Raw genomic sequence first — 20,931 nt, forward strand, 5'->3', positions numbered from 1 at the left:
CATTTCAAAAACAATGAGAAAAAAGATAGCAATAGCTAGGTTCGCTTGTCTGTTTGCATTCGTATTGTCAGGGTTCCGGATGTCGGAAGTTCGACAGCAAGCGGCCACCGGAACGCCGACCGGGGGAGCCGCGGTGCAGGCGGACGTCTGCGTTTACGGCGCGACAGCAGCCGGCGTGATCGCGGCCTACACGGCCAGGAAAATGGGTAAGTCGGTCGTACTCATCGAGCCGGGCGGGCATTTGGGCGGTATGACCTCCGGTGGACTGGGCTACACCGATATCGGCAACAAATATGCCATTACCGGCCTTTCCAGGGACTTTTACCGTCGCATTGGCAAGCATTACGGTAAGTTTGAGCAATGGACGTTCGAGCCGAGTGTAGCCAAAAAGTATTTACAGCAATATCTGGACGAAGCGGGTATCAAGGTTCTCTACCAAAACCGGGTGATCAGCGCCACCAAATCGGGAGCGGAGATTAAATCCATTGTTTTGGAGAACAGTCTTAAACCGGATGCCAAAACCAATCGGACCGTTACTGCCAAAGTGTATCTCGACTGTACCTACGAAGGCGACCTGATGGCCAAAGCCGGCGTTTCCTATACCGTGGGCCGCGAAGCGAACAGCGATTACAACGAGACGATCAACGGGGTCCAGCTCATGAAAGGACACCAGTTGCCGGATGGAATTGATCCTTATAAAATTGAAGGGAAGCCGGAAAGTGGCCTGCTGTGGGGTGTTTCATCTGCTAAACTGGAACCGAACGGCACGGGCGATAAAAAGGTGCAGGCTTACAACTACCGCATTTGCCTCACCTCCGATCCCAACAATATGGTACCCATCACCAAACCGGAAGGTTACGATCCAACGCATTTCGAGCTCCTCGCACGCCTGATCGCGAAACAGCCGGAACGGAAAGCGCTGAACGACTACTTCATCTGGAGTAAAATGCCGAACAATAAAACGGACATTAACAATCGTAACGGTTTCTCGACCGACATGATCGGCATGAACCACGAGTACCCCGAGGCCGATTACAAGAAGCGTACGGAAATTATCAAAGCGCACGAAATCTACACCAAGGGCCTGCTTTATTTCTTCGGCCACGACCCGCGGGTACCCAAGGAGTTGCGTGAGGCTATGCTGAAATGGGGGTATCCCAAAGACGAATACGTGGAAACCGGCAATTGGTCGCCGCAGCTGTATGTACGTGAGGCACGCCGGATGATCGGCAGTTATGTCATGACCCAGGCGAATTGTGAAGGCAAAGAAGTGGTGAAAGACGGCGTGGGAATGGCGGCTTACACCATGGACTCGCACAATATCCAGCGCATTGTGATCAATGGCATGGCTAAAAACGAAGGGAATGTCGAGGTCGGCGGATTCGGCCCTTACCCGATCGCTTACGGCTCGCTGGTGCCCAAGGAGAAGGAATGTACCAATTTGCTGGTGCCGGTATGCCTTTCCGCGACGCACATTGCCTATGGTTCTATCCGTATGGAGCCGGTGTTTATGGTACTTGCGCAGTCATCAGCCATCGCGGCCGTCATGGCGATCGATTCGAAGAAGAGTGTACAGCAGATCGACGTCGCCAAATTGCAGGCGAGGCTCAAAACCGACCCGCTCGTGAATGGCAAGACGCCTGAAATTCTCGTCGATAATGAGGATAGCAACGTTTCTATTAAAGGAAATTGGCAGCCGGTCAAAAAAGGAGGTTACGGTCCGTCGTTCCTGGTAACCTCTGAAAACGACCGGAACGGCGGTACGGTTACTTTTACGCCTCAAATCACAGCCCCTGGTAGTTACCGGATTTACGTTTACTTTCCCAAAGTGGCTAAACCGGCTTCGGAAATCAAACTTTCGGTGAAAGCGGGCGGCCAGGTGAAGAACATTTCAGTGCTGGAAAAGGACATCGTCGTCGAAGGGCAAACTTCGGGTGAATGGTACCATGTAGGCAAGTTCGATCTGCCCAAAGGCGATGCTTCCTCGGTCAACATTTCGTCGGAAGGAGCTTCGGGAGCAGTGGCGGCCGATGCAGTGCTGTTTGTACCGACGGGTGAACAGTGACGGTGGTTCGCATTCAGCGAATAAAGGTAAAGACGAGCCTGTTCATTAAACAGTCGGCTGTCAACATTTTAAAATCAACATAAAATTTCAATGAAAAAATTACTCTTACTGGGTGCAATTATTATTTCTTACCTCATGCCGCGGGCGGCTTTCGCGCAGTCATACGAAGCCGATGTGATCGTTTACGGCGGCACTTGCGCGGTGGTTACGGCGGCGGTGCAGGTAGTCAAATCAGGCAAAACGGTACTTGTAGTTTCACCCGATAGACATTTAGGCGGACTTTCCTCGGGTGGGCTGGGGTTCACCGATACCGGCAACAAATCGGTGATCGGCGGTCTTGCGCGAGAGTTCTACCACCGCGTTTACCTGCATTATGACAAGCCCGAAGGCTGGCATTGGCAGAAAAAGGAAGAATACGGCAACAAAGGGCAGGGTACCGTAGCCATGGACGGTGCCGAGCGCACCATGTGGATTTTCGAACCGCACGTGGCCGAGCAGGTTTTCGAGGATTTTGTGAAAGAAAACAATATCCAAATCTACCGCGACGAATGGCTCGACCGGAGCAAAAGTGGTGTTCAGAAAACGAGGGGGCGCATTACTTCATTCAAAACACTTAGCGGCAAGACATTTAAAGGCAAAATGTTCATCGACGCTACTTACGAAGGCGACCTCATGGCCGCCGCCGGTGTAAAGTATCACGTGGGACGCGAAGCGAACAGTGTTTACAATGAAGAATGGAATGGTGTCCAGGCGGGCGTTTTCCAGCACCGGCATTATTTCGCGAAGAATATTAGTCCATACAAAGTGGAAGGTGACCCTAAAAGCGGCCTGCTGCCTTACGTAACAGCTGAGAAGATCGCTGAAAATGGATCGGGAGACCACAAGATCCAGGCCTATTGCTTCCGTATGTGCCTCTCGTCGCACCCCGATAATCGCATTCCGTTTGCTAAACCGGAAGGCTACGACCCAGGCAAATACGAGCTCCTCGCCCGCGTGTACAAGGCTGGCTGGACCGAAACTTTCGACAAATACGACCCGATTCCCAACCGCAAGACCGATACAAACAACCACGGCCCGTTCAGCACGGATTTCATTGGGCAGAACTACGATTATCCCGATGCCTCGTACGAGCGCCGCAAGGAGATCATCAAGGAGCATGAGGTATATCAGAAAGGCCTGATGTACTTCCTGACCAACGACCCGGCGGTACCGGCAGATGTGCGCGCCAAGATGAGTGAATGGGGTTTACCGAAAGACGAGTTCAAGGACAATGGCGGCTGGCCGCACCAGATTTACGTCCGCGAAGCGCGCAGAATGCTAGGGAAAAGTGTAATGACCGAGAATGAAACGCTGGGTAAAAAAGCAGTGGAACAATCCGTTGGTATGGGTTCGTACTCGCTCGATGCGCATAATGCACAGCGCTATGTGAAGGAGGATGGTTTCGTGCAGAATGAGGGCGATATCGGTGTGCATCCCAAAACGCCTTACAGCATTTCATATGGTTCCATTGTTCCTAAAAAAGCCGAATGTGAAAACCTGCTGGTACCCGTGTGCGTTTCGGCCTCACATATTGCCTATGGGTCCATCCGCATGGAGCCGGTGTTCATGATCCTCGGCCAGAGCGCGGCTACTGCTGCGGTGCAGGCGATCGACGATAAAGTGGCGGTGCAGGACATCGATTATGCCAAATTGAAGGAGCAGCTTTTGAAAGACAAGCAGAAACTGGAACTTTGAGGCGGGGAGTGACCGGTCACTCAGTGAATCTACCGGTCACTCGGTAATATGTCCGGATGGAAAAATGAGCGCATAATTTCGTGATTATTATCACTTAAAAAAGGCAACCATGAAAACTCCATCCATGAAAAATCTGGCCAATTACCTGATGCTATTTCTGTTCGCGGCAGCGATGCTGGCGTGTAGCAAAGACTCCGACGATCCGGCTCCCGAGGCGCCCTCTGGCAATGTCGTAGAAGGTACCTGGAAAATCAAGGCAATGAATGTCGACCCGGCGCAGAACGGCATCACCGATGTACTCGCGTATTTCGAAGCATTGACGGGCAAAAAGTGCCTGTCGGAAACCGAAATTACTTTCAAAAGCAATGGCACGGTCGGCGCGAAAGTGCCTGTCGGCTGCGACGACATCTTCGACCAGGCTGACGTCGTGGACGACGCATCGAAATGGGCAGTGAAGGATAAAAAAATTGTCCTCACCGAGGGCTCGGATGTTACCGAGTTCGACCTCGAAACCGGCGCGACCGAAATGAAATGGTCGACCATGGAAGAGGAAGACGGTGTCAAATACAAAATGACCATCGTATTTAAGAAGATATAGACAATGAAAGCAAGAGAAAGTCGGCAACGTTCAAACAAAACTTTCTCTTTAAATTTTATTAATTTACCAACGAATAGCCGGGCTTATGTCCGGCTATTTGCATAATATTGCAAGTTATTCCGATGAAATCCATAGAAAATCAAATGTCATCCGTCACAGCAACGCGCTCAGACGCTTCCTACCTTTTCAGTGCTCCCGTAATTGTCGCTGCCCTTGGTTACTTCGTAGATATTTATGATTTGCTCCTTTTCGGGATCGTGCGCCTGCCTAGTCTGGCTGCATTAGGCCTCTCCGAAGCGGACATTTCCATTACAGGCGCCAGTATTCTGAACTGGCAGATGACCGGGCTGCTCATTGGCGGGATATTGTGGGGCGTGCTCGGAGACAAGAAAGGGCGCCTTTCCGTACTATTCGGATCCATTATCACTTATTCCCTCGCTAACATCGCATGCGGCTTCGTGCAGGATGTGACGGTTTACAAAACGCTCCGTTTCATTGCGGGCATTGGCCTCGCGGGTGAACTGGGCGCGGGGATCACGCTCGTTTCCGAAATCCTTCCCAAGCATTTGCGTGCAATCGGGACGTCACTGGTGGCCGGTATTGGGTTGCTGGGTGCTGTGGTGGCCTATTTCACGGTCGAGTTCTTCGACTGGCGCTATGCCTATTTCATCGGCGGAGGGTTGGGCATTTCGCTGCTTTTGCTTCGGATCGGTGTTTTCGAATCGGGGATTTTCAAGGATTTGAAGGAAAAAGAGCATATCGAGAAGGGCAACTTCTTTGCATTGTTTACCAATAGGGACAGACTCGGGCGATACCTGCGGTGCATTGGCATTGGTTTGCCTACCTGGTTTGTGATCGGTATCCTGGCTACATTCAGCAACGAGTTTGGCAAGGCATTGGGCATCGATGAACCTATCAAGCCGGGGCTTTCTATTATGTGGTGCTACGTTGGCTTGTCGATCGGAGACCTTTGCAGCGGGTTCATCAGCCACTGGCTCGAATCGCGCAAGAAGGCGGTCTTCTACCTCATGCTATTTACACTGGTATTCAGCCTGGTTTACCTTTTTGCGGGAATTAAATCAGCGTCGCTTTTCTATACAATCGCCACTTTGCTGGGCTTCGGGATCGGCTATTGGGCTATGTTCGTGACGATCGGCGCGGAGCAATTCGGTACTAACCTGCGCGCTACGGCGGCCACTACTGTTCCTAACATGGTACGCGGCACGGTAGTGGGAATGACTACATTATTTGCTATTTTTAAAGGTTCTTTCACCGTCATTCAGGCCGGTGCGCTCGTGGGACTGATCTGTTTTGCAATAGGTATCTTCTGCATTCTCACTATTCCCGAAACGCACGGTCGCGATCTCGACTTCCTCGAGGAGTGACGATTTGGCCGGTGTGGTCAAGGTTAGTCATGAGTAGTCAAGAGAAGTCAGGTATGGTCAAGAATAGTCAGGTGTAGTCAGGAATGGTCAGGTGTAGTCAATGGTAGCCGGGTATAGTCAGAGAAAGAAATTTTTTACAATGACAATCAATGACAATCAATGACAATCAATGACAATCAATGACAATCAATGACAATCAATGACAATCAATGACAAATCCTGACAAAGAGTGACAAGAAACAATACAAGTAAAGACGTTCAAACAAAATAGAAACGAAAATGGAGAGACGCGTAGCGCTTAAAAGCATGGCGATGGCCATGGGTGCCATGGCGGGTTTGCCTTCCTGGGCATCCGGTTGGAACAAGAGTGCGGTGGCGAAGAGCGGATTGCTATCGGCAGATCAATCTAAAAATCTTACGATGATCGTCGAAACCATCATCCCCAAAACCGACACACCGGGCGCAGGAGAGCTGGGCGTAGGTGATTTTGTGCAGAAGATGGTGAAGGATTGCTACGATTCCAAAGCGCAGGCCAGCCTCGCAAGCGGCGTTTCGAATATCGATGAGCAGAGCATTCAGCGGTTCGGCAAGTCGTTTGTGGATGCGAGCAAGGAGCAGCGCCTGCAAATCCTGTCGGATATCGAAAAAGGAAGCGACACGGCACAGAAAGGCTTTTTCAGTATGGTCAAAAACCTGACGATCCAGGGCTATATGACGTCCGAATACGTGATGACCAACATTACCCACTACGAAATGATCCCCGCTCGCTACCATGGGTGTGTACCTGTTAAGAAGGGATGAAAGGAGTAAGGGAAGGAGGATATAAGTCATTGAGTCATTAGGTCATTGATTGTTTTTTTCCTTTCTTCCATCTTCCCTTTCTTCCCTTCCTCCCTATTTCCATCAAACCGAACTATGGCAAATTTTAATATTGATAGTAAAAAAGCCCGCACCTACGATGCCATTGTGATTGGCTCGGGGATCAGCGGCGGATGGTCTGCGAAGGAGTTGACCGAAAAAGGATTGAAAACCCTCGTGCTCGAACGCGGGCGCGATGTGCAGCATATCAAGGATTATCCTACGACGAACATGATGCCGTGGGAGTTTGAGCACCGTGAACGGCTTCCGAAAGAAATTGCAGATGCGAACCCGATTGCAGCACGCTGCTATAACTTCAAGGAATCGTCGATGCACTTTTTCGCGAAGGATAATGAGCATCCCTACATTCAGGAGAAGCCTTTCGACTGGTTGCGGGGTTACCAGGTAGGCGGCAAGTCGCTGCTTTGGGCACGTCAGACGCAGCGTTGGAGCAAATACGATTTCGAGGGGCCGGCACGCGATCAGTTTGCAGTAGAATGGCCGATTGGCTACGACGACCTGGCACCCTGGTACAGTCACGTGGAAAAATTCGCGGGCATTACCGGTAACAAGGACGGCATCGACGCATTACCCGATGGCGAGTTCCTGCCCCCACATGACCTGAACTGCGTGGAAAAGTATTTCAAAGAGCAAGTTTCCAAACAATATAAAGACCGCCACATTATCATCGGTCGCGCGGCACATATTACGGAGCCCCAACAGATCCACCTCGACCAGGGCCGTGCCAAATGCCAGCATCGCGTAATGTGCGAGCGGGGGTGTCCGTTCGGAGGGTATTTCAGTAGCAATGCATCTACTATCCCCTGGGCGGCGAAGACGGGGAATATGACGCTCCGTCCGCATTCCGTGGTGCATTCGATCATTTACGACGACAAGACGCAGAAGGCCTCGGGCGTACGCGTGATCGACGCGAATACGAAAGAGATGATTGAGTTTTATGCCAATATCATCTTCCTGAATGCAGCCGCGTTGAATTCGAACCTCGTATTGCTGAACTCGATCTCCAGCCGCTTTCCCAATGGACTGGGTAATGACAATGGCTTGCTGGGCAAGTACATCGCATTCCACAATTACCGGGCAACGGTTTCAGGAGAATACGAAGGGTTTCTGGACTCAACCACCGATGGCCGCCGTCCTAATAGCGGCTACATTCCGCGTTTCCGCAATGTTTACAAGCAGGAAACCGACTTTTTGAGAGGGTATGCGGCCGGCTTCGGAGCCAATCGCAACACCTACAACGACCGCAGTGGCCTGGGTGAATCATTGAAAGCCGGATTGCACGAAACGAAATACGGCAATTGGAGCGTAGGTTCGCACATGATGGGCGAAACCATTCCCAAAGAGAGCAACTATGTCATGCTCGATAAGAATGAAAAGGATCCGTTTGGGATGCCGAAACTGAGAATCTCTGTCGATTATGACGATAACGACGAAAAGATGATCAAGGATTATATGGAGCAAGTGAGCGAAATGTTCACCAAAGCGGGCTTCACCAATGTAAAAACACACGATAACCATCGTAATCCGGGCAACGACATTCACGAAATGGGCGGTGTGCGAATGGGTAAAGACCCTAAGACGTCGCTGCTGAACAAGTGGAACCAGCTGCACCATTGCAAGAACGTATTCGTGACGGACGGTGCCTGCATGACTTCGACCGCGACACAAAATCCTTCGCTTACCTATATGGCGCTCTCGGCCCGCGCGGCCGACTATGCCGTAAAACAGATGAAGGCGAAGAATTTGTAACCCGAAATAACTAGTTTTTGATAATGGCCGCTATTCGCAAGGATAGCGGCTTTTTTAATATCCGGTTGGTTTGGGTTAAGATATGATTAAAAAAAGTTTTAGTTTTTTTAAATCAAGGGTAAGGGATTTTAAATACAAGAAAGTCTTTTAATTATTACATACGAACAGACACCTGATGCACGATCCTTTGCTTAACCCGGAAACGAAGCGCCCTGGGCCATTTGTGTCCCCTGCACACGAAGGTAAGGCCCCCGTAAGTGAGATTGATTCTGCTACCTTCCTGAAGTCGGCTTTCGAGCAAAACCCGGGAAAGGGTCTGGAACTGCTGTTTAAAAGGTATTACAATCCCCTTTGCAGTCATGCAGTGCGGTTTGTGTATTCCAAACAAATCGCCGAGGACCTGGTGAGCGAGGTGTTCTTTCAGTTTTACCGCACGAAGGCTTACGAGAACATCACAACTTCGTACACCAGCTATTTGTTCCGCTCCGTACGTAACGAATGCTATACGTATATGCGTAGAGAGTTTGGCAAGACAGACACCCTCGAAGTGAACGAGGAGCATTCGATCTCCACGTATCATCAGCAGCCTGATGCTGAGATCCATTATAATAACCTGTTTCTCAAAGTGAACGAGGTGATCGCCCGGCTGCCGATGCAGTGCCAGAAAGTGTTCCTGCTGAGTCGCTTCGAGAACAAAAAATACCATGAGATAGCGGACGAGCTGCATATTTCACCCAAAACCGTAGAAGTACACATCTCCAAGGCATTGAAACACCTTCGCTCCGCCCTTCACGGAGAATGGATGATCTCGCTTTGCCTGACCATTTTGAGTATCCTCTGAAACCCGGCCGGAGAAGCCGGTCAGGAGGCCCTTCCGAATGGGCCTTGTCAACGTTGTAAACCGAACAGAAATGGAAAAAACTATATCGAAATACACACTTTTCGAGTACCTGAGCGGGCGGGCTAATCCGCTCGAAAGGCAACTCGTGGAAGAATGGATCGTGCGGAAAGAAAACGCGGAAACATTCCACCGGTGGCTGTTGGAATATGAAACCCAGTCGCCCCAGTTCGTCCCCAACCAGGATATTGCGCTCGAAAATCTGCTTCTCCGGCTGAATTCGACGCTGGAAGAGGAAGGAGAATGGAGGAAGGAGGAAGGGGAGGATGATGGTGGGGGGCCTTCCTGGTTTGCCAGGCGAAGCAACCGGTTTTGGGTGGCGGCGGCGTCGGTAACGCTGCTCGTGAGTTGCGGTTGGTGGTTTCGTGAGCCGATACAATACAAATCGTACCAGACAGCTTACGGTCAGACCACCGACGTGTACCTCGAAGACGGAAGTCGCGTAGCATTGAATTCGAACTCCAAACTGAAAGTGCCGAGGCTGGGTTTCTGGGGCGATGTGCGGGAAGTGGTGCTGGAAGGCGAGGCCGAGTTTTCGGTAAGCCATACGATTGACCACAAACGCTTTGTGGTGAAGACATCCGAGAAGTTTCAGGTGGAAGTGCTTGGGACCACATTCTCCGTGTTTGCCCGGCCAAGAGGCACGAAGGTAGCATTGAAATCCGGCAGCGTGCGCATCGACTATTCGCAGGATAACCGCCGCAGGGAAGTCATGATGGAGCCGGGAGACCTCGCTTTTCTCGATCAGGCAGGCGCGGTGCAACTCGAAAAAAAGCAGGATGTCAAAACATTCGCTCCCTGGACGGAGCAGCGTTACGTGTTCAACGGAACGCCAGTAAAAGAAATACTCGCGATGATCGAGGAAAACTTTGGCCAGAAAGTGACCCTTTCCGATTCCAACATCGCCCAGCGCTCAATAACCGGCAATTTCAAGACCAAAAATGCGGACGAACTTTTGAGAACGATTTCGGAAGTGCTTGATCTCCGGGTCGAGCAGAACGGCACAAGCATCCTTTTAACGAACAATTAATTCCAAACCACTTGATTATGAATTTAACGCTATCAGCCAAGCAATGGGTGGCGATCGGGATTGTGTTGATGACACAATCCTCCCGGGTCGTGCATTCACAGGTCATTGCCTTTGCGTCGATGCCGGCCAAGCAGCATACTTCGCTCGGTCAGGAGATGAAGCTTAAAAATGTTTTGCTCGATCTTCAGAGACATTACGGGGTAGAAATCATTTTCGAGGATCGATTGGTAGGCTCCGTGAACGTAGCTTCCAGCAACCTGGATTTCAACCAGTCCATAGAGAAAAACCTGGATATGCTGCTGAGGCAGAACGGCTTGAAATATAAAAAGACAAGAAAGAACACATTTGTTATAACCGAAGGCAAAGCAAAGGAAGCGATGCCGGTGAGGGAAAGCAAGGAAGAGGCGATGGCACTGCCGGAGGGGCAGATGACGCAGGAAAACCTGACCGCACCGGCACAGGTAACCCAGGTCGCAGTTGACAGGACCGTGAAGGGAACGGTTTCGGACGAAAAAGGGGCTTCGCTTCCGGGTGTGAGCGTGGTCCTGAAAGGCACTCAGCGCGGAACCTCCACAGGTGCCGCGGGTGATTTCAGCCTGGACATCCCGGATGGCGGCCAGCCGGTGCTTGTTTTCAGTTTTGTGGGCTACAAATCGCAGGAGGTGACGGTGGGAAACCAGTCGACGTTTACAGTGAAAATGGCCCCGGACGAGAACGCATTGGAAGAAGTAGTGGTAGTAGGTTATGGTACTGTTAAAAAGTCGGATCTTACCGGTGCGGTCGGTACCCTCAAAGCCGAAGTTTTGCAGGAACGCCCGGCTTCTTCATTGAACCAGGGACTTTCCGGCCGCATTACCGGGGTAAACGTGTCGTCCAACTCGGGACGCCCGGGTGGTCGCGCCAACATACGTATTCGCGGAGCCAGCTCTATCAGTGTTTCCAACAACCCTCTTTACGTGATCGATGGGGTGATCCTGAATGCGGTGGAACTTGCCAACGGTAGTACACCGATCGATTACCTTAACCCGAACGACATTGCGTCCATAGAAGTTTTGAAGGACGCATCATCCACTGCGATATACGGTGCACGCGGTGCCAACGGGGTGATCCTCGTTACGACCAAGCGAGGTTCAGCTGGCGGAGGAAAGGTGACTTACGATACCGATTTTAGCATTGGTGTCGCACCCAGGAAACTGCCTGTTTTGAATTCAAAAGAGTTTTTGCAAGTGGAGGAAACCATTTACGCCAATGCAGCCAAGTATGACCCCGTCGGCTGGGCTACCGGTACCAAATACACCGATCCAAAGCTGAAACGGACTAATCCATTGCTTTTCGATTCGAACGGCAACCCATTATACGACACCGATTGGCAGAAAGAGACTTTCCAGAAAGCATTTACTCAAAACCATCAACTGGGTTTCACGGGCGGTAACGAAAAAGGCAGCTTCGGCGCGTTCCTTAACTACCGCAACGAGGATGGTATCGTCAAGGATTCGTGGCAGAAACGTTTCGCAGGCCGTTTTGTATTTGATTCACAAATCAAAAGCTGGCTGAAAGTAGGTGGTACGCTCGGTTATACCGATCAGAATGAGAAGCAAATCGACCAGCTGGGCGGTGGTGGTATCACGACCATGCGTCAGGTGCTGGAAGCATTGCCGATCATTCCGGTGAAATATCCGGATGGTAAATGGGCCAGTAACCGAGACTATCCCGGCATGGAGGGAGGCGACAGCCCGCTTCGTGTAGCAGCTGAGCGCCTTTATTACCTCAAAACACAAACCATGCTGGGTAATATGTATGCCAACATTCGTCTCGCCGACGGACTGGAACTACGCTCAACCGTGGGTGCGAACGTGATCAACCAGCGCAATGATTACTTCGCAGCTGCCGGGCTTCAATACATCTCCAGCAATGGTGATGCGTCGGTAAGCAGCAGCCGGTTTAACTCATGGCAGTTCGAGAATTATCTGACGTATTTCAAAGACTTCGGCAAAATCCATTCAATCAATGCCATGCTTGGTTTGTCGTGGCAGCATGTGGATCGTTTCGATAACACTGCCCGCAGCCAGAACTTTACAGATACCTATTTTCAGTTCAATAATCTGGGTGCCGGTGCAACGGCATTGGCCCCGAGCTCGGCCGCTACGGCGTACGGTCTGAACTCCTATTTTGCCCGGATTAATTATAGCCTGATGAACAAATACCTCGTAACATTCACAGGCCGTATCGATGGTTCGTCGAAATTCGGGGATGCCAACCGCTATGCATTTTTCCCGTCGGCAGCGCTTGCCTGGCGTGTGAATGAAGAGGAGTTCCTGAAAAATTCACCAACTATCTCCAACCTGAAAATCCGAGCCAGCTATGGTGCAACCGGTAACTCGGAAATCCCGGCATATCGCGCATTGGCAGGCTTGGCGAGCAGCGACGTGATCTTCGGAGGGACGCGTAACATCGGTATCGGCGTAGGCAGGATGTCGAACTCTAACCTGCAATGGGAGAAAACACAGCAAGTGGATTTCGGTGTAGAATTGGGCTTATTTCAGAACCGTGTCAACCTGGAACTGGATCTGTACCGCAGAAAGGTGAATAAAATGTTGCTGGATGCGCCACTTCCATTGAGCAGTGGTTACACGAGCATCTTCACGAACATCGGCAGCATGGAGAACAAGGGTGTCGAATTCGCAATCAACTCTACCAATATCAAGGCGGGGGACTTCTCTTGGAGCACTACATTCAATATTTCTGTGAACAAAAACAAGGTATTGGCGCTCTCGGGCGGTAGCGACATTTTCTCGGGTGCGACGGTGATCCGTGTGGGCGAGCCGGTAGGGTCCATGTTCGGACGTGTGCATCAGGGTACCTGGTCGACAGCAGAAGCGGAACAGGCTAAAAAATACAATATGTTGCCCGGCGACGTGAAATACGCGGATTTGAATAATGACGGTACAATTAACGATAATGACCGCACGATCATCGGTAAAGGTATTCCTGATGGCTTCGGTACATTCCTGAACACATTCACCTACAAACAGTGGTCGCTGACGGTGGACTTGCAATACATGTACGGCAACGATGTGCTCGACAGAAGTATCCACTCTGCTGAGGACCGCCAGGGAATTGCGAACAGCTACAAAACCGTGTTGAATGCGTGGACAGAGACCAACCAGAATACGCCGATTGCGCAGATCCGCCCTATCAATGCTTACTATACGACCAACAACGACAGCCACAAGGTAACCGACGCGTCGTTTATCCGCGGCCGCAACCTGTTGCTCGCCTATGTGTTCCCGTCGCACATTGCTTCGAAAATGAAACTGGAACGCCTGAGAGCTTATGCATCCGTTCAGAACTTCTTTGTAGCGACCAAATACAAAGGTTATGACCCTGAGGTTTCCAACTCCGGATCGCCGTTCGACCAGGGATTTGGTTTGTATGACTATCCGAAGCCAAGAGTATTCATGCTCGGCCTGAACATCGGTTTATAACAATATTGACTCTTACCGAAAGTAACAATGACAATCATATCAAAGAAAATCGGTTTGCTCGCGATGCTGAGCTTATTTGGGGCAACAAGTTGCTCAGACTTCCTGGATGAGTCGGATCCGAGTAACTTCACAGAAGAAAACTACTTCACGCAGCCCGCGCATGCGAGGAGCTCCGTCAATGCGATTTACGCGCCGTTACGTGAACCTATGAGCAGCGGCTTCGGGGGAGGTGCGTGGATGATGCCCGAATTCGCGACTGGTTTGGCCGGAACCGATCTCGGCCAGGCAGTGAACAGCTATTTTATCAAAGATCTACGGAATACTTCTGATAATGGCTACGGACAAACCTACTGGACGCAATATTACAAGGGCATTGCAGGCGCTAACCTCTCGCTGGCGAAAATACCGGGCATTACCATGGATGCTGCCGAAATGAAGAAGGTGCTCGGCGAGGCTTATTTCCTCCGGGCGTTCTATTATTTCCAGCTCGTGCAGATGTTCGGCAACATCCCGCTCGTGACGCAGCCTGTGAACTTACAATCCGATCAGTTGCGCCCCTCGGCTGCGACCCCTGAAGCGGTTTACAACCAGATCGTGGAAGACTTGAAGGCAGCTGAGGCATCCGGCCTCCCCATGACCGAAAACAGCGGTAAGGTGACGCTCGGCGCGGTGAAATCGTTGCTGGCGAAAGTGTATCTTACCATGGCGGGCTACCCTTTGCAAAAAGGCGCCGCCTATTATGATCTGGCCGCTAAAAAAGCAGAAGAGGTAATTGACTCGAAAGCATTCAAACTCTTCACTTCTTACGACGACCTGCATAATCCCGCCAAGAAGAACATCGAAGAGAATATCTTCATGATCCAGTACAAAACCCAGCTGATCCCGTCGAACTGGCAGGTTTCCATTATTCCTTACAACAAAAATATCTCGGCTTACTCCGATGAAACCGGCGGTATTTACGCAACCGGCGACTTCGTGAAGTCTTTCGAGACAGGCGACCTTCGCGCGAAAGAGAAGCAATTTTTCTTTACCAAATTCACTAATGAAAGCGATCGCAACAAGGAAGTGGATCTCGGCGGCTATTTTATCTACAAACACTTTGATAACGTAGCCCAAACAAGCACTGCCAACAGTGATTTGAATTGGCCTGTAATCCGCTATGCAGATGTGCTTCTGATGTATGCGGAAGCAGCCAACGAGGTAGGAGGGCCGTCGGCGAAAGCGTATGAAGCAGTGAATGCAATTCGTACACGGGCGCAGCTGCCTGCACTTGCGGGGCTCACCAAAGACACATTCCGCGAGGCTGTGTGGGCAGAGCGCTGGCATGAGCTGTGCTTCGAGAATATCACCTGGTTCGATATGGTACGTTTGCGGAAGGCGTATAATGTGACTACGAAGAAGTTTGATAACTACGTAGGTCACAAATTCTCTTACGGTCCTACTTTGACCGAACGCGAGTTGCTATTCCCTATTCCTACGCCGGAAATACGTAACAATACGAATCTGAAACAGAACGCAGGATATTAGCAGAACAGGTTAATCATTAAACTCAGTAAGTTTAATAGTAGATAGTAATATGAAAACCACCGGAGGTTTCCGGTGGTTTTTTATGCTGTAAGACTTTGCTTATTTAATTGATTTCAAATGCTTTCCGGCAATGTCTTCCCAGCGGTAGAGGTGGAAAGTCTTGTCATCGCTCATCGCTACGAACAGGCCGTTGCGAAAATGGGCATTGAGGGGGATCGAAACGATATCGGAGCCGTCGCTATGGCTGGCTTGAACTGTGACCTTCCTTAAAAGCGGGTGATCATGCGGTTTACCGGACGTACCTTCTCTCGGAAAGATCTGGAAGCTGTTGGCGCCCTGATCCGACACAAGGATATAGCCGGTGCTGTCGGTGAGTTGGTAAATGGAAATGCCCTCATGATCTTCGGTAAAGCCACTGGTAGCGAAAAGCGCCAGCTCTTCATTACCTCTTTCAGGATCGGCGTAGTATTTGCGGACGCCTTTGCCTTCATCGGAATAATACACATAACCCAGTTGGTCGTCGACAGCAATCGCTTCGATCTCCTTCAAGCCACTGTACTGGCCGAACTTGCGGACGAGCGATGCCTTTATACCGCCTTTGCCGTTGTCTTCCAGCAGGTACTGCCACAGGTAGGTCCCATCAGTAGGCCCCGATTTGCGGCCGACGATGGCATATATCTTCCCAGTTTTGTTCTTATAAAGTGCTATGCCCATCAAATCGCGGGCATTCTCGCCGGTTTCCCCTACAAAAACCTCTATTCCTTCATTGTCGATCGACTTCATGTCGGGCACACTGTAAATGCGGAGCTTGTGTGTAAAACGCTCGGTGGTAATGGCGATATCCGCCGGTTTGCCAGCCAGCATGAGACCGTATTCGATATCTACATTATCCGGGCGTTTCAGGCCGGTCACGGTTTTTTCGCGCTGCATTTTGCCTTGCAGGTCGAATACGTACAATCCGCCGTCCTGGTCTTTGTCGGTGCCGATAATGAGGCTCCTGGAAGGATCGGCGGGATTAATCCATATCGCGGGATCGTCGGTATCATGGGCGACGGTGTCGGTAATGAAAACCGGCTGGATGACCGCGCTGGCCGGATCGGCTTTGGCGGAATGGATGGGGGCGTTTTGGGTGGACTGGCAGGTAATAGCCAATGCGGCCAGGCCGGAAATGGCCGGGATTATGAATGCTTTCACTGGTGTTGGAATAAAGGATGTTACTCCGTGTATAGAGGCATGATATGTTAGCCTGAGCGGAGTCGAAGGCATCACGCAAGATGATTCGACTCCGCTCAACATGACATTGCCGTTATGTTTGATACACTTATGTAGAAGAGATTACTTGGTACCAAACGCACCGATATAGTCGGCCGGTGCGGGCGATTTATAAGTCACGCCGTTGATCACGAGACCCTCGGCATACAAGCGTGTAAAGCTCGCTTTACCTTTGCCCAGTGCTGGTGAACCGGCTTGCAGGTGAAAATCCCAGGCTGTGTTGAAAGTGGCGTTTTTGCTGTCGGTGGTCAACGGGTAGTTCACAAATTTGGGATCGTTGTCGCCCACTTTGGCCGAAATCAGGTCGTTAGCGCCTTTCAGGATCTCAACCGACGGTTGGAATTGCTTCACACCCTCTTCGGTAGCACCATAATATAATGTGTTGCTGATCACCGAACGGTCGTCTACCGATTTAGCTACATTTTCCTTCTTGATACCGAAGCGGTCGTTGGCGAGCAGGTTATTGTAAAGGTCTGCACGAACGCCTTTTTCGAGCCAGATAGAGCCGCCCTTGGTGGTGGGCCTTCTCCAACCTGCATTGATGATCGTGTTGTTATACCCGACAATATAAGCCTGGGGAGAGCGGTCGCCGGAGTTTGAAAGTTTCAGTGCATTGGTGTTAGGGCTGTAAACTACATTGAAAGAGACATCGGCCTGCACGCCCGACTTGATATTGATCGCATCGCCGCCCGATACACCGGTCGTATTGAAGGTATTGTTGGCAATGATCACCTTTCCGCCTTCGATGTAGAAGCCATCTTCATTGAAATTGCGGATAATGCTGCTCACTACCACGAGTTTACCATTCACATTGGGATAGTAAATAACCGGCACGTGTTCGCCGGCTTCGGCTTTATACAAACCTGCCTTTACCGACGGCGATTCTTCCGTCGTAACAGCGCCGCCATATTCAAGAATGGTGTTGCTCAATACGAATTCAGCCGAGCTGGGGCCGGCGATCAATCCACCCCACAGGTTACCGAATTGGTTACCGGCGGTTTTCCAGGCATCAGGCACGGTGAATTTGACGGGCGCAGCTGCTGTTCCCAAGCTGTAAAGATTTCCTTTTACAACTACTTCCGGTTTGATCACCGAGTCGCTGAAAAGTACGGTTACGCCTTCCTCGATAGTCAGTGACTTGCCTTCCGGAATTTGAATGTGGCCGGTCACTTTGTAAGTATTGCCTTTGGTCCAGGTACCGGAAACTTCGCCGGTTACGGATTGTTCGGTAGGTTGAGGATTCAAGGGTGTGGGCTCGTCTTTGTCGTCGCTGCAACCGGTGATCAGGAATGCGGCGAAGGCTGAAAGCATGAATAGCTGTTTCATTTTGGATTGGTTCATGAGATTAAAAATTTTGATGACGGATTAAAACTTGTGTCGTACACCCAGCAGGTAGGAACGCTGGTAGCGGTCGCGGCGAATGAGCGTTTTGCCTTTCAAATCCTGGTTCGGGATTTTGGCATTGGCGGTATTGGTATTCTTCATATAAACTTCCATAGGTGTGTCGAGCAGGTTGTTGGCTTTCAGGAACACACCGAGGCCATTGCGGAAGGTTTTTTCCACAGAGGCATCCATTTGAATGAAGCCTTTTTGCCAGAGGTCGTTGTCGAGGAACTGCGAAACGGTGTTGATGCGATCGCCCGTGTAGCCACCCGCCAGTTGTGCATCGATGCCGTTCTCCTGGTTTTTGTAGAGTATCGAAAGGTTGGCCACATGCGCCGACTGTCCGTAGAGCGGCCGGGTTTGCTGCCCATTGATGGTTTCAAGATCGCCGCTCTCGTTACGTATGCGCCTGGACTTGGGTGTGGTAATGCGCGAATGCGTATAGGTGTAGTTGGCTTTGATCCCGAACTGCTTTACGTATTTGATATAGTCGATTTCGAGGCCGTAGTTTTTCGCATTTCCGAAATTGCCGGGAGAATAGTAAATGTCCTGTCCGCGGATAGCGTCGCGTTGGAGGGTGTATTCGATTGGGTCTTTAATCATTTTATAAAAAGCACCCACCATAAACTGCTCCGAAGCACGCGGGAAGAGCTCGTAGCGCAAGTCGATGTTATCGGCAATGGCACGTTTCAGGTCGGGGTTACCGCGTTCCTGGTATTCCTCGTTTACAATGCGGTAGGGCACGATCTCGAAGAAGCCCGGACGGTTAATGGAACGGAAGTACGAGGCACGGAGGTTGACATGGTCTTCCGGTTTGTATTTGATATGCAGGCTGGGTAACACGTCGGTGTATTGCTGCTTGCCGTCAGGACGGTCTTCTCCAATCGGAAAGAGCATTGAATAGCCCTGGTCGGTATTTTCCACACGCACGCCGCCAAGTATTTGCAGGTTCTTGGTTTCGGCTTTGGCCTGCACAAAACCTGCTTTGATCTGCTCGGTGGCATCGTAATTCAATGCGCTCGCTACCGAGCCACGTGGGTTCTGGATCGTCCAGCGGATCTGCGTGTAGTCGGTGAAATCCTTTCCGTATTCTGCAAATGGGTCGGCCGGGCGGAGCTGGTAGTTGTTGTAAAAATTGGAGCGTGTTTTGTCGCGGAACAAGCCGCCTGCGATCCATTCTATCTGTGTGGAGCCGATGGTTGTATGGTAGGTTAAATTGAGGTAGGCCGACAGGTCCTGATCGGAATTGTGCTCCCAGCGCCGCGACGCATCACCGACGGTTGTTTTTCTTTCCTGGAAGTTCTGCATCGCCCCGATCAGCGGGACAGTTACATTGTCGGGAACCTCGTTGGTGGCTTTGGAATACACCGCCGACCATTGTAATGCGAGTGCATCTGCCAACGGATGCTTACCTTGCAATGTGCTGTTGAATATCTGTTGTCTGGTCAGTCGCGAGCGGGTGGAGTAGCTCAGGGTCGCATTACCTGCTGCGGGATCGTAGCCCCCGATGGTTAACTGGGTGGCTTTCACATCCCTGACCTGCACGTTGGTCAGGTTCACGAATGCATTATAGAATTGGATTTTATGCTTCTCATTGATACGATAATCTATTTTCGAATGCAGCCCGTAGCGGATCTGTTGCTCCGAATACCGGCGTTCGCTCATTTTTGTGAGCGCTTCACCGCGCAGGGTATCCACCGCTTCCGAATCGAAGAAGAGGCTGTTGCTGCCCCGGTGGGTATTCTGGTAACTACCGGCGAGCAAAATACCGAGCTTGTCGTGCGCGAAGCGGTTGCCTACCGCAATGCTGCCTAGCAGGTTAGGTGCAGGTGTTTTGAGTTTGTAATTGACGGCGGCAGTCGAAAAATCGGCCGGAGTGGCATTGTACAGGTTGCCGTTCCGCTCATAGGGTGATTTGGATTGAATGCTTCTGAAATCATAACCCATGAATTTGCGGTCCATAAATAGCTCATTATAGCCGGTGGAAACATTGGCGGAGAATGTAAACTTATCGGGAGCATCTTTCATGACCATATTCACCGCACCACCGATTGCGTCGCCTTCCATGGCAGGTGTGAGGGCCTTGTACACTTCCAGACGGTCGAGGAGGTCGGAAGGGAAAATATCCAGCGGAACGTAACGGTATTTGTTATCCGGGCTCGGGATTTTTACGCCATTTACGAGTGTGTAATTGTAGCGTTTGTCCATCCCTCTAAGGATCGCATGTTGACCGTCGCCGTTACTGTTGCGCTCGATGGAAATCCCCGAAATGCGCTGGATTACGTTCGCAACGGTGAGGTCGGGGGAAATCTGGATGGTTTTGCCTGAAACGATATTCATAACCTGGCTCGCATTGCGCTCCATAAAGCGGGCAGTATTGTCGCTCGCGCCGTCGCGCTTGCCGGTGACGGCCACTTCTTCAAGTTTGAGACCCGCAGCGGCTTCGAGCGAAAGATTCATTTGAATAACCTCATTCCCGTTGACCGCAAATTCCCTTTGTATGGGTGCATAGGAAATGTGGCGGATATTGAGGCGGTAGGAGCCCTTTTGCAGGTTAGGAATCGAGAATGAACCGTCGAGTCCTGAAATATCGTGCAGGTTGGTGCCCTCGATGGAGATCACGACGCCCAATGCAGGTTCGCCGGTGGCCGCTTCAAGGAGCTTGCCTTTCAGCGTCCCGGCACGGAGGCTGGTGAATGTGCATAGAAGCAGGAGGATTTGTATACTGTAACGGATCATCGCATCAACGTTGTTGTCGGCAGTCGGCAGTTGTGTTTTTGGCGATGCGAAGGTGTGCAGAACAAATTCAGTGATCCAAATCAGCCCCGTTAACAAAAGGGCAACAGCCCGTTTCGAAGCGTTACAAGAAGGCAACAATGGGCTGTTTCGCAAAGTAACGACCTAATAGCCAGTGGTTTAAGTCCCT

Annotated in this window: 13 protein-coding genes; 10 read left to right on the forward strand and 3 right to left on the reverse strand. The window is 50.9% G+C overall.

Annotation, left to right across the window (positions count from 1 at the left end; genetic code table 11):
* The first annotated feature begins 13 nt into the window (after nt 1-13).
* The 10 genes from AC2YIT_RS11565 (at nt 14) to AC2YIT_RS11610 (ending at nt 15,350) form a co-directional block, all read left to right on the forward strand.
* The gene (locus tag AC2YIT_RS11565; protein WP_487279267.1) at nt 14-2,065 is read left to right on the forward strand and encodes an FAD-dependent oxidoreductase; all 2,052 of its coding nucleotides are present in this window, start codon (nt 14-16) and stop codon (nt 2,063-2,065) included.
* Between the two features lie 90 nt (nt 2,066-2,155).
* On the forward strand, nt 2,156-3,799 hold the full coding sequence (locus AC2YIT_RS11570; protein WP_487279268.1) for an FAD-dependent oxidoreductase: 1,644 nt from the start codon (nt 2,156-2,158) through the stop codon (nt 3,797-3,799).
* A 109-nt stretch (nt 3,800-3,908) separates the two neighbouring features.
* On the forward strand, nt 3,909-4,397 hold the full coding sequence (locus tag AC2YIT_RS11575) for a lipocalin-like domain-containing protein (protein WP_430844807.1): 489 nt from the start codon (nt 3,909-3,911) through the stop codon (nt 4,395-4,397).
* Between the two features lie 143 nt (nt 4,398-4,540).
* Nucleotides 4,541-5,782 carry an MFS transporter gene (locus AC2YIT_RS11580; protein ID WP_430844809.1) on the forward strand — a complete coding sequence of 414 codons (1,242 nt, stop codon included), beginning with the start codon at nt 4,541-4,543 and terminating at the stop codon, nt 5,780-5,782.
* Nucleotides 5,783-6,061: 279 nt separating this feature from the next.
* The gene (locus AC2YIT_RS11585) at nt 6,062-6,583 is read left to right on the forward strand and encodes a gluconate 2-dehydrogenase subunit 3 family protein (protein WP_430844810.1); all 522 of its coding nucleotides are present in this window, start codon (nt 6,062-6,064) and stop codon (nt 6,581-6,583) included.
* Nucleotides 6,584-6,697: 114 nt separating this feature from the next.
* Nucleotides 6,698-8,410, forward strand: coding sequence for a GMC oxidoreductase (locus AC2YIT_RS11590; protein ID WP_487279269.1), 1,713 nt, complete (start codon nt 6,698-6,700; stop codon nt 8,408-8,410).
* 175 nt (nt 8,411-8,585) lie between these two features.
* Nucleotides 8,586-9,251, forward strand: a complete 666-nt coding sequence (locus AC2YIT_RS11595; protein ID WP_430844814.1) for an RNA polymerase sigma-70 factor — start codon at nt 8,586-8,588, stop codon at nt 9,249-9,251.
* Nucleotides 9,252-9,321: 70 nt separating this feature from the next.
* On the forward strand, nt 9,322-10,338 hold the full coding sequence (locus tag AC2YIT_RS11600; protein ID WP_487279270.1) for a FecR family protein: 1,017 nt from the start codon (nt 9,322-9,324) through the stop codon (nt 10,336-10,338).
* 17 nt (nt 10,339-10,355) lie between these two features.
* Entirely contained in the window at nt 10,356-13,823 is a 3,468-nt protein-coding gene (locus AC2YIT_RS11605; RefSeq protein ID WP_487279271.1) for a SusC/RagA family TonB-linked outer membrane protein, read from the forward strand.
* Between the two features lie 27 nt (nt 13,824-13,850).
* Complete coding sequence (locus AC2YIT_RS11610) at nt 13,851-15,350, forward strand: RagB/SusD family nutrient uptake outer membrane protein (protein ID WP_487279272.1); 1,500 nt, start codon at nt 13,851-13,853, stop codon at nt 15,348-15,350.
* Nucleotides 15,351-15,449: 99 nt separating this feature from the next.
* On the opposite strand, the gene AC2YIT_RS11615 is transcribed toward AC2YIT_RS11610, so the two are convergent.
* The 3 genes from AC2YIT_RS11615 to AC2YIT_RS11625 form a co-directional block, all read right to left on the reverse strand.
* Nucleotides 15,450-16,544: a phytase gene (locus AC2YIT_RS11615; RefSeq protein WP_487279273.1), complete on the reverse strand. Its 1,095-nt coding sequence runs from the start codon at nt 16,542-16,544 to the stop codon at nt 15,450-15,452.
* Between the two features lie 141 nt (nt 16,545-16,685).
* Nucleotides 16,686-17,948: a right-handed parallel beta-helix repeat-containing protein gene (locus tag AC2YIT_RS11620; protein WP_487279274.1), complete on the reverse strand. Its 1,263-nt coding sequence runs from the start codon at nt 17,946-17,948 to the stop codon at nt 16,686-16,688.
* A 39-nt stretch (nt 17,949-17,987) separates the two neighbouring features.
* Nucleotides 17,988-20,744 (reverse strand): TonB-dependent receptor, encoded by a 2,757-nt coding sequence (locus AC2YIT_RS11625; protein ID WP_487279275.1) that lies wholly within the window; start codon nt 20,742-20,744, stop codon nt 17,988-17,990.
* Between the last annotated feature and the right edge of the window lie 187 nt (nt 20,745-20,931).

The sequence above is a fragment of the Dyadobacter sp. SRI_021 genome (assembly GCF_057586235.1).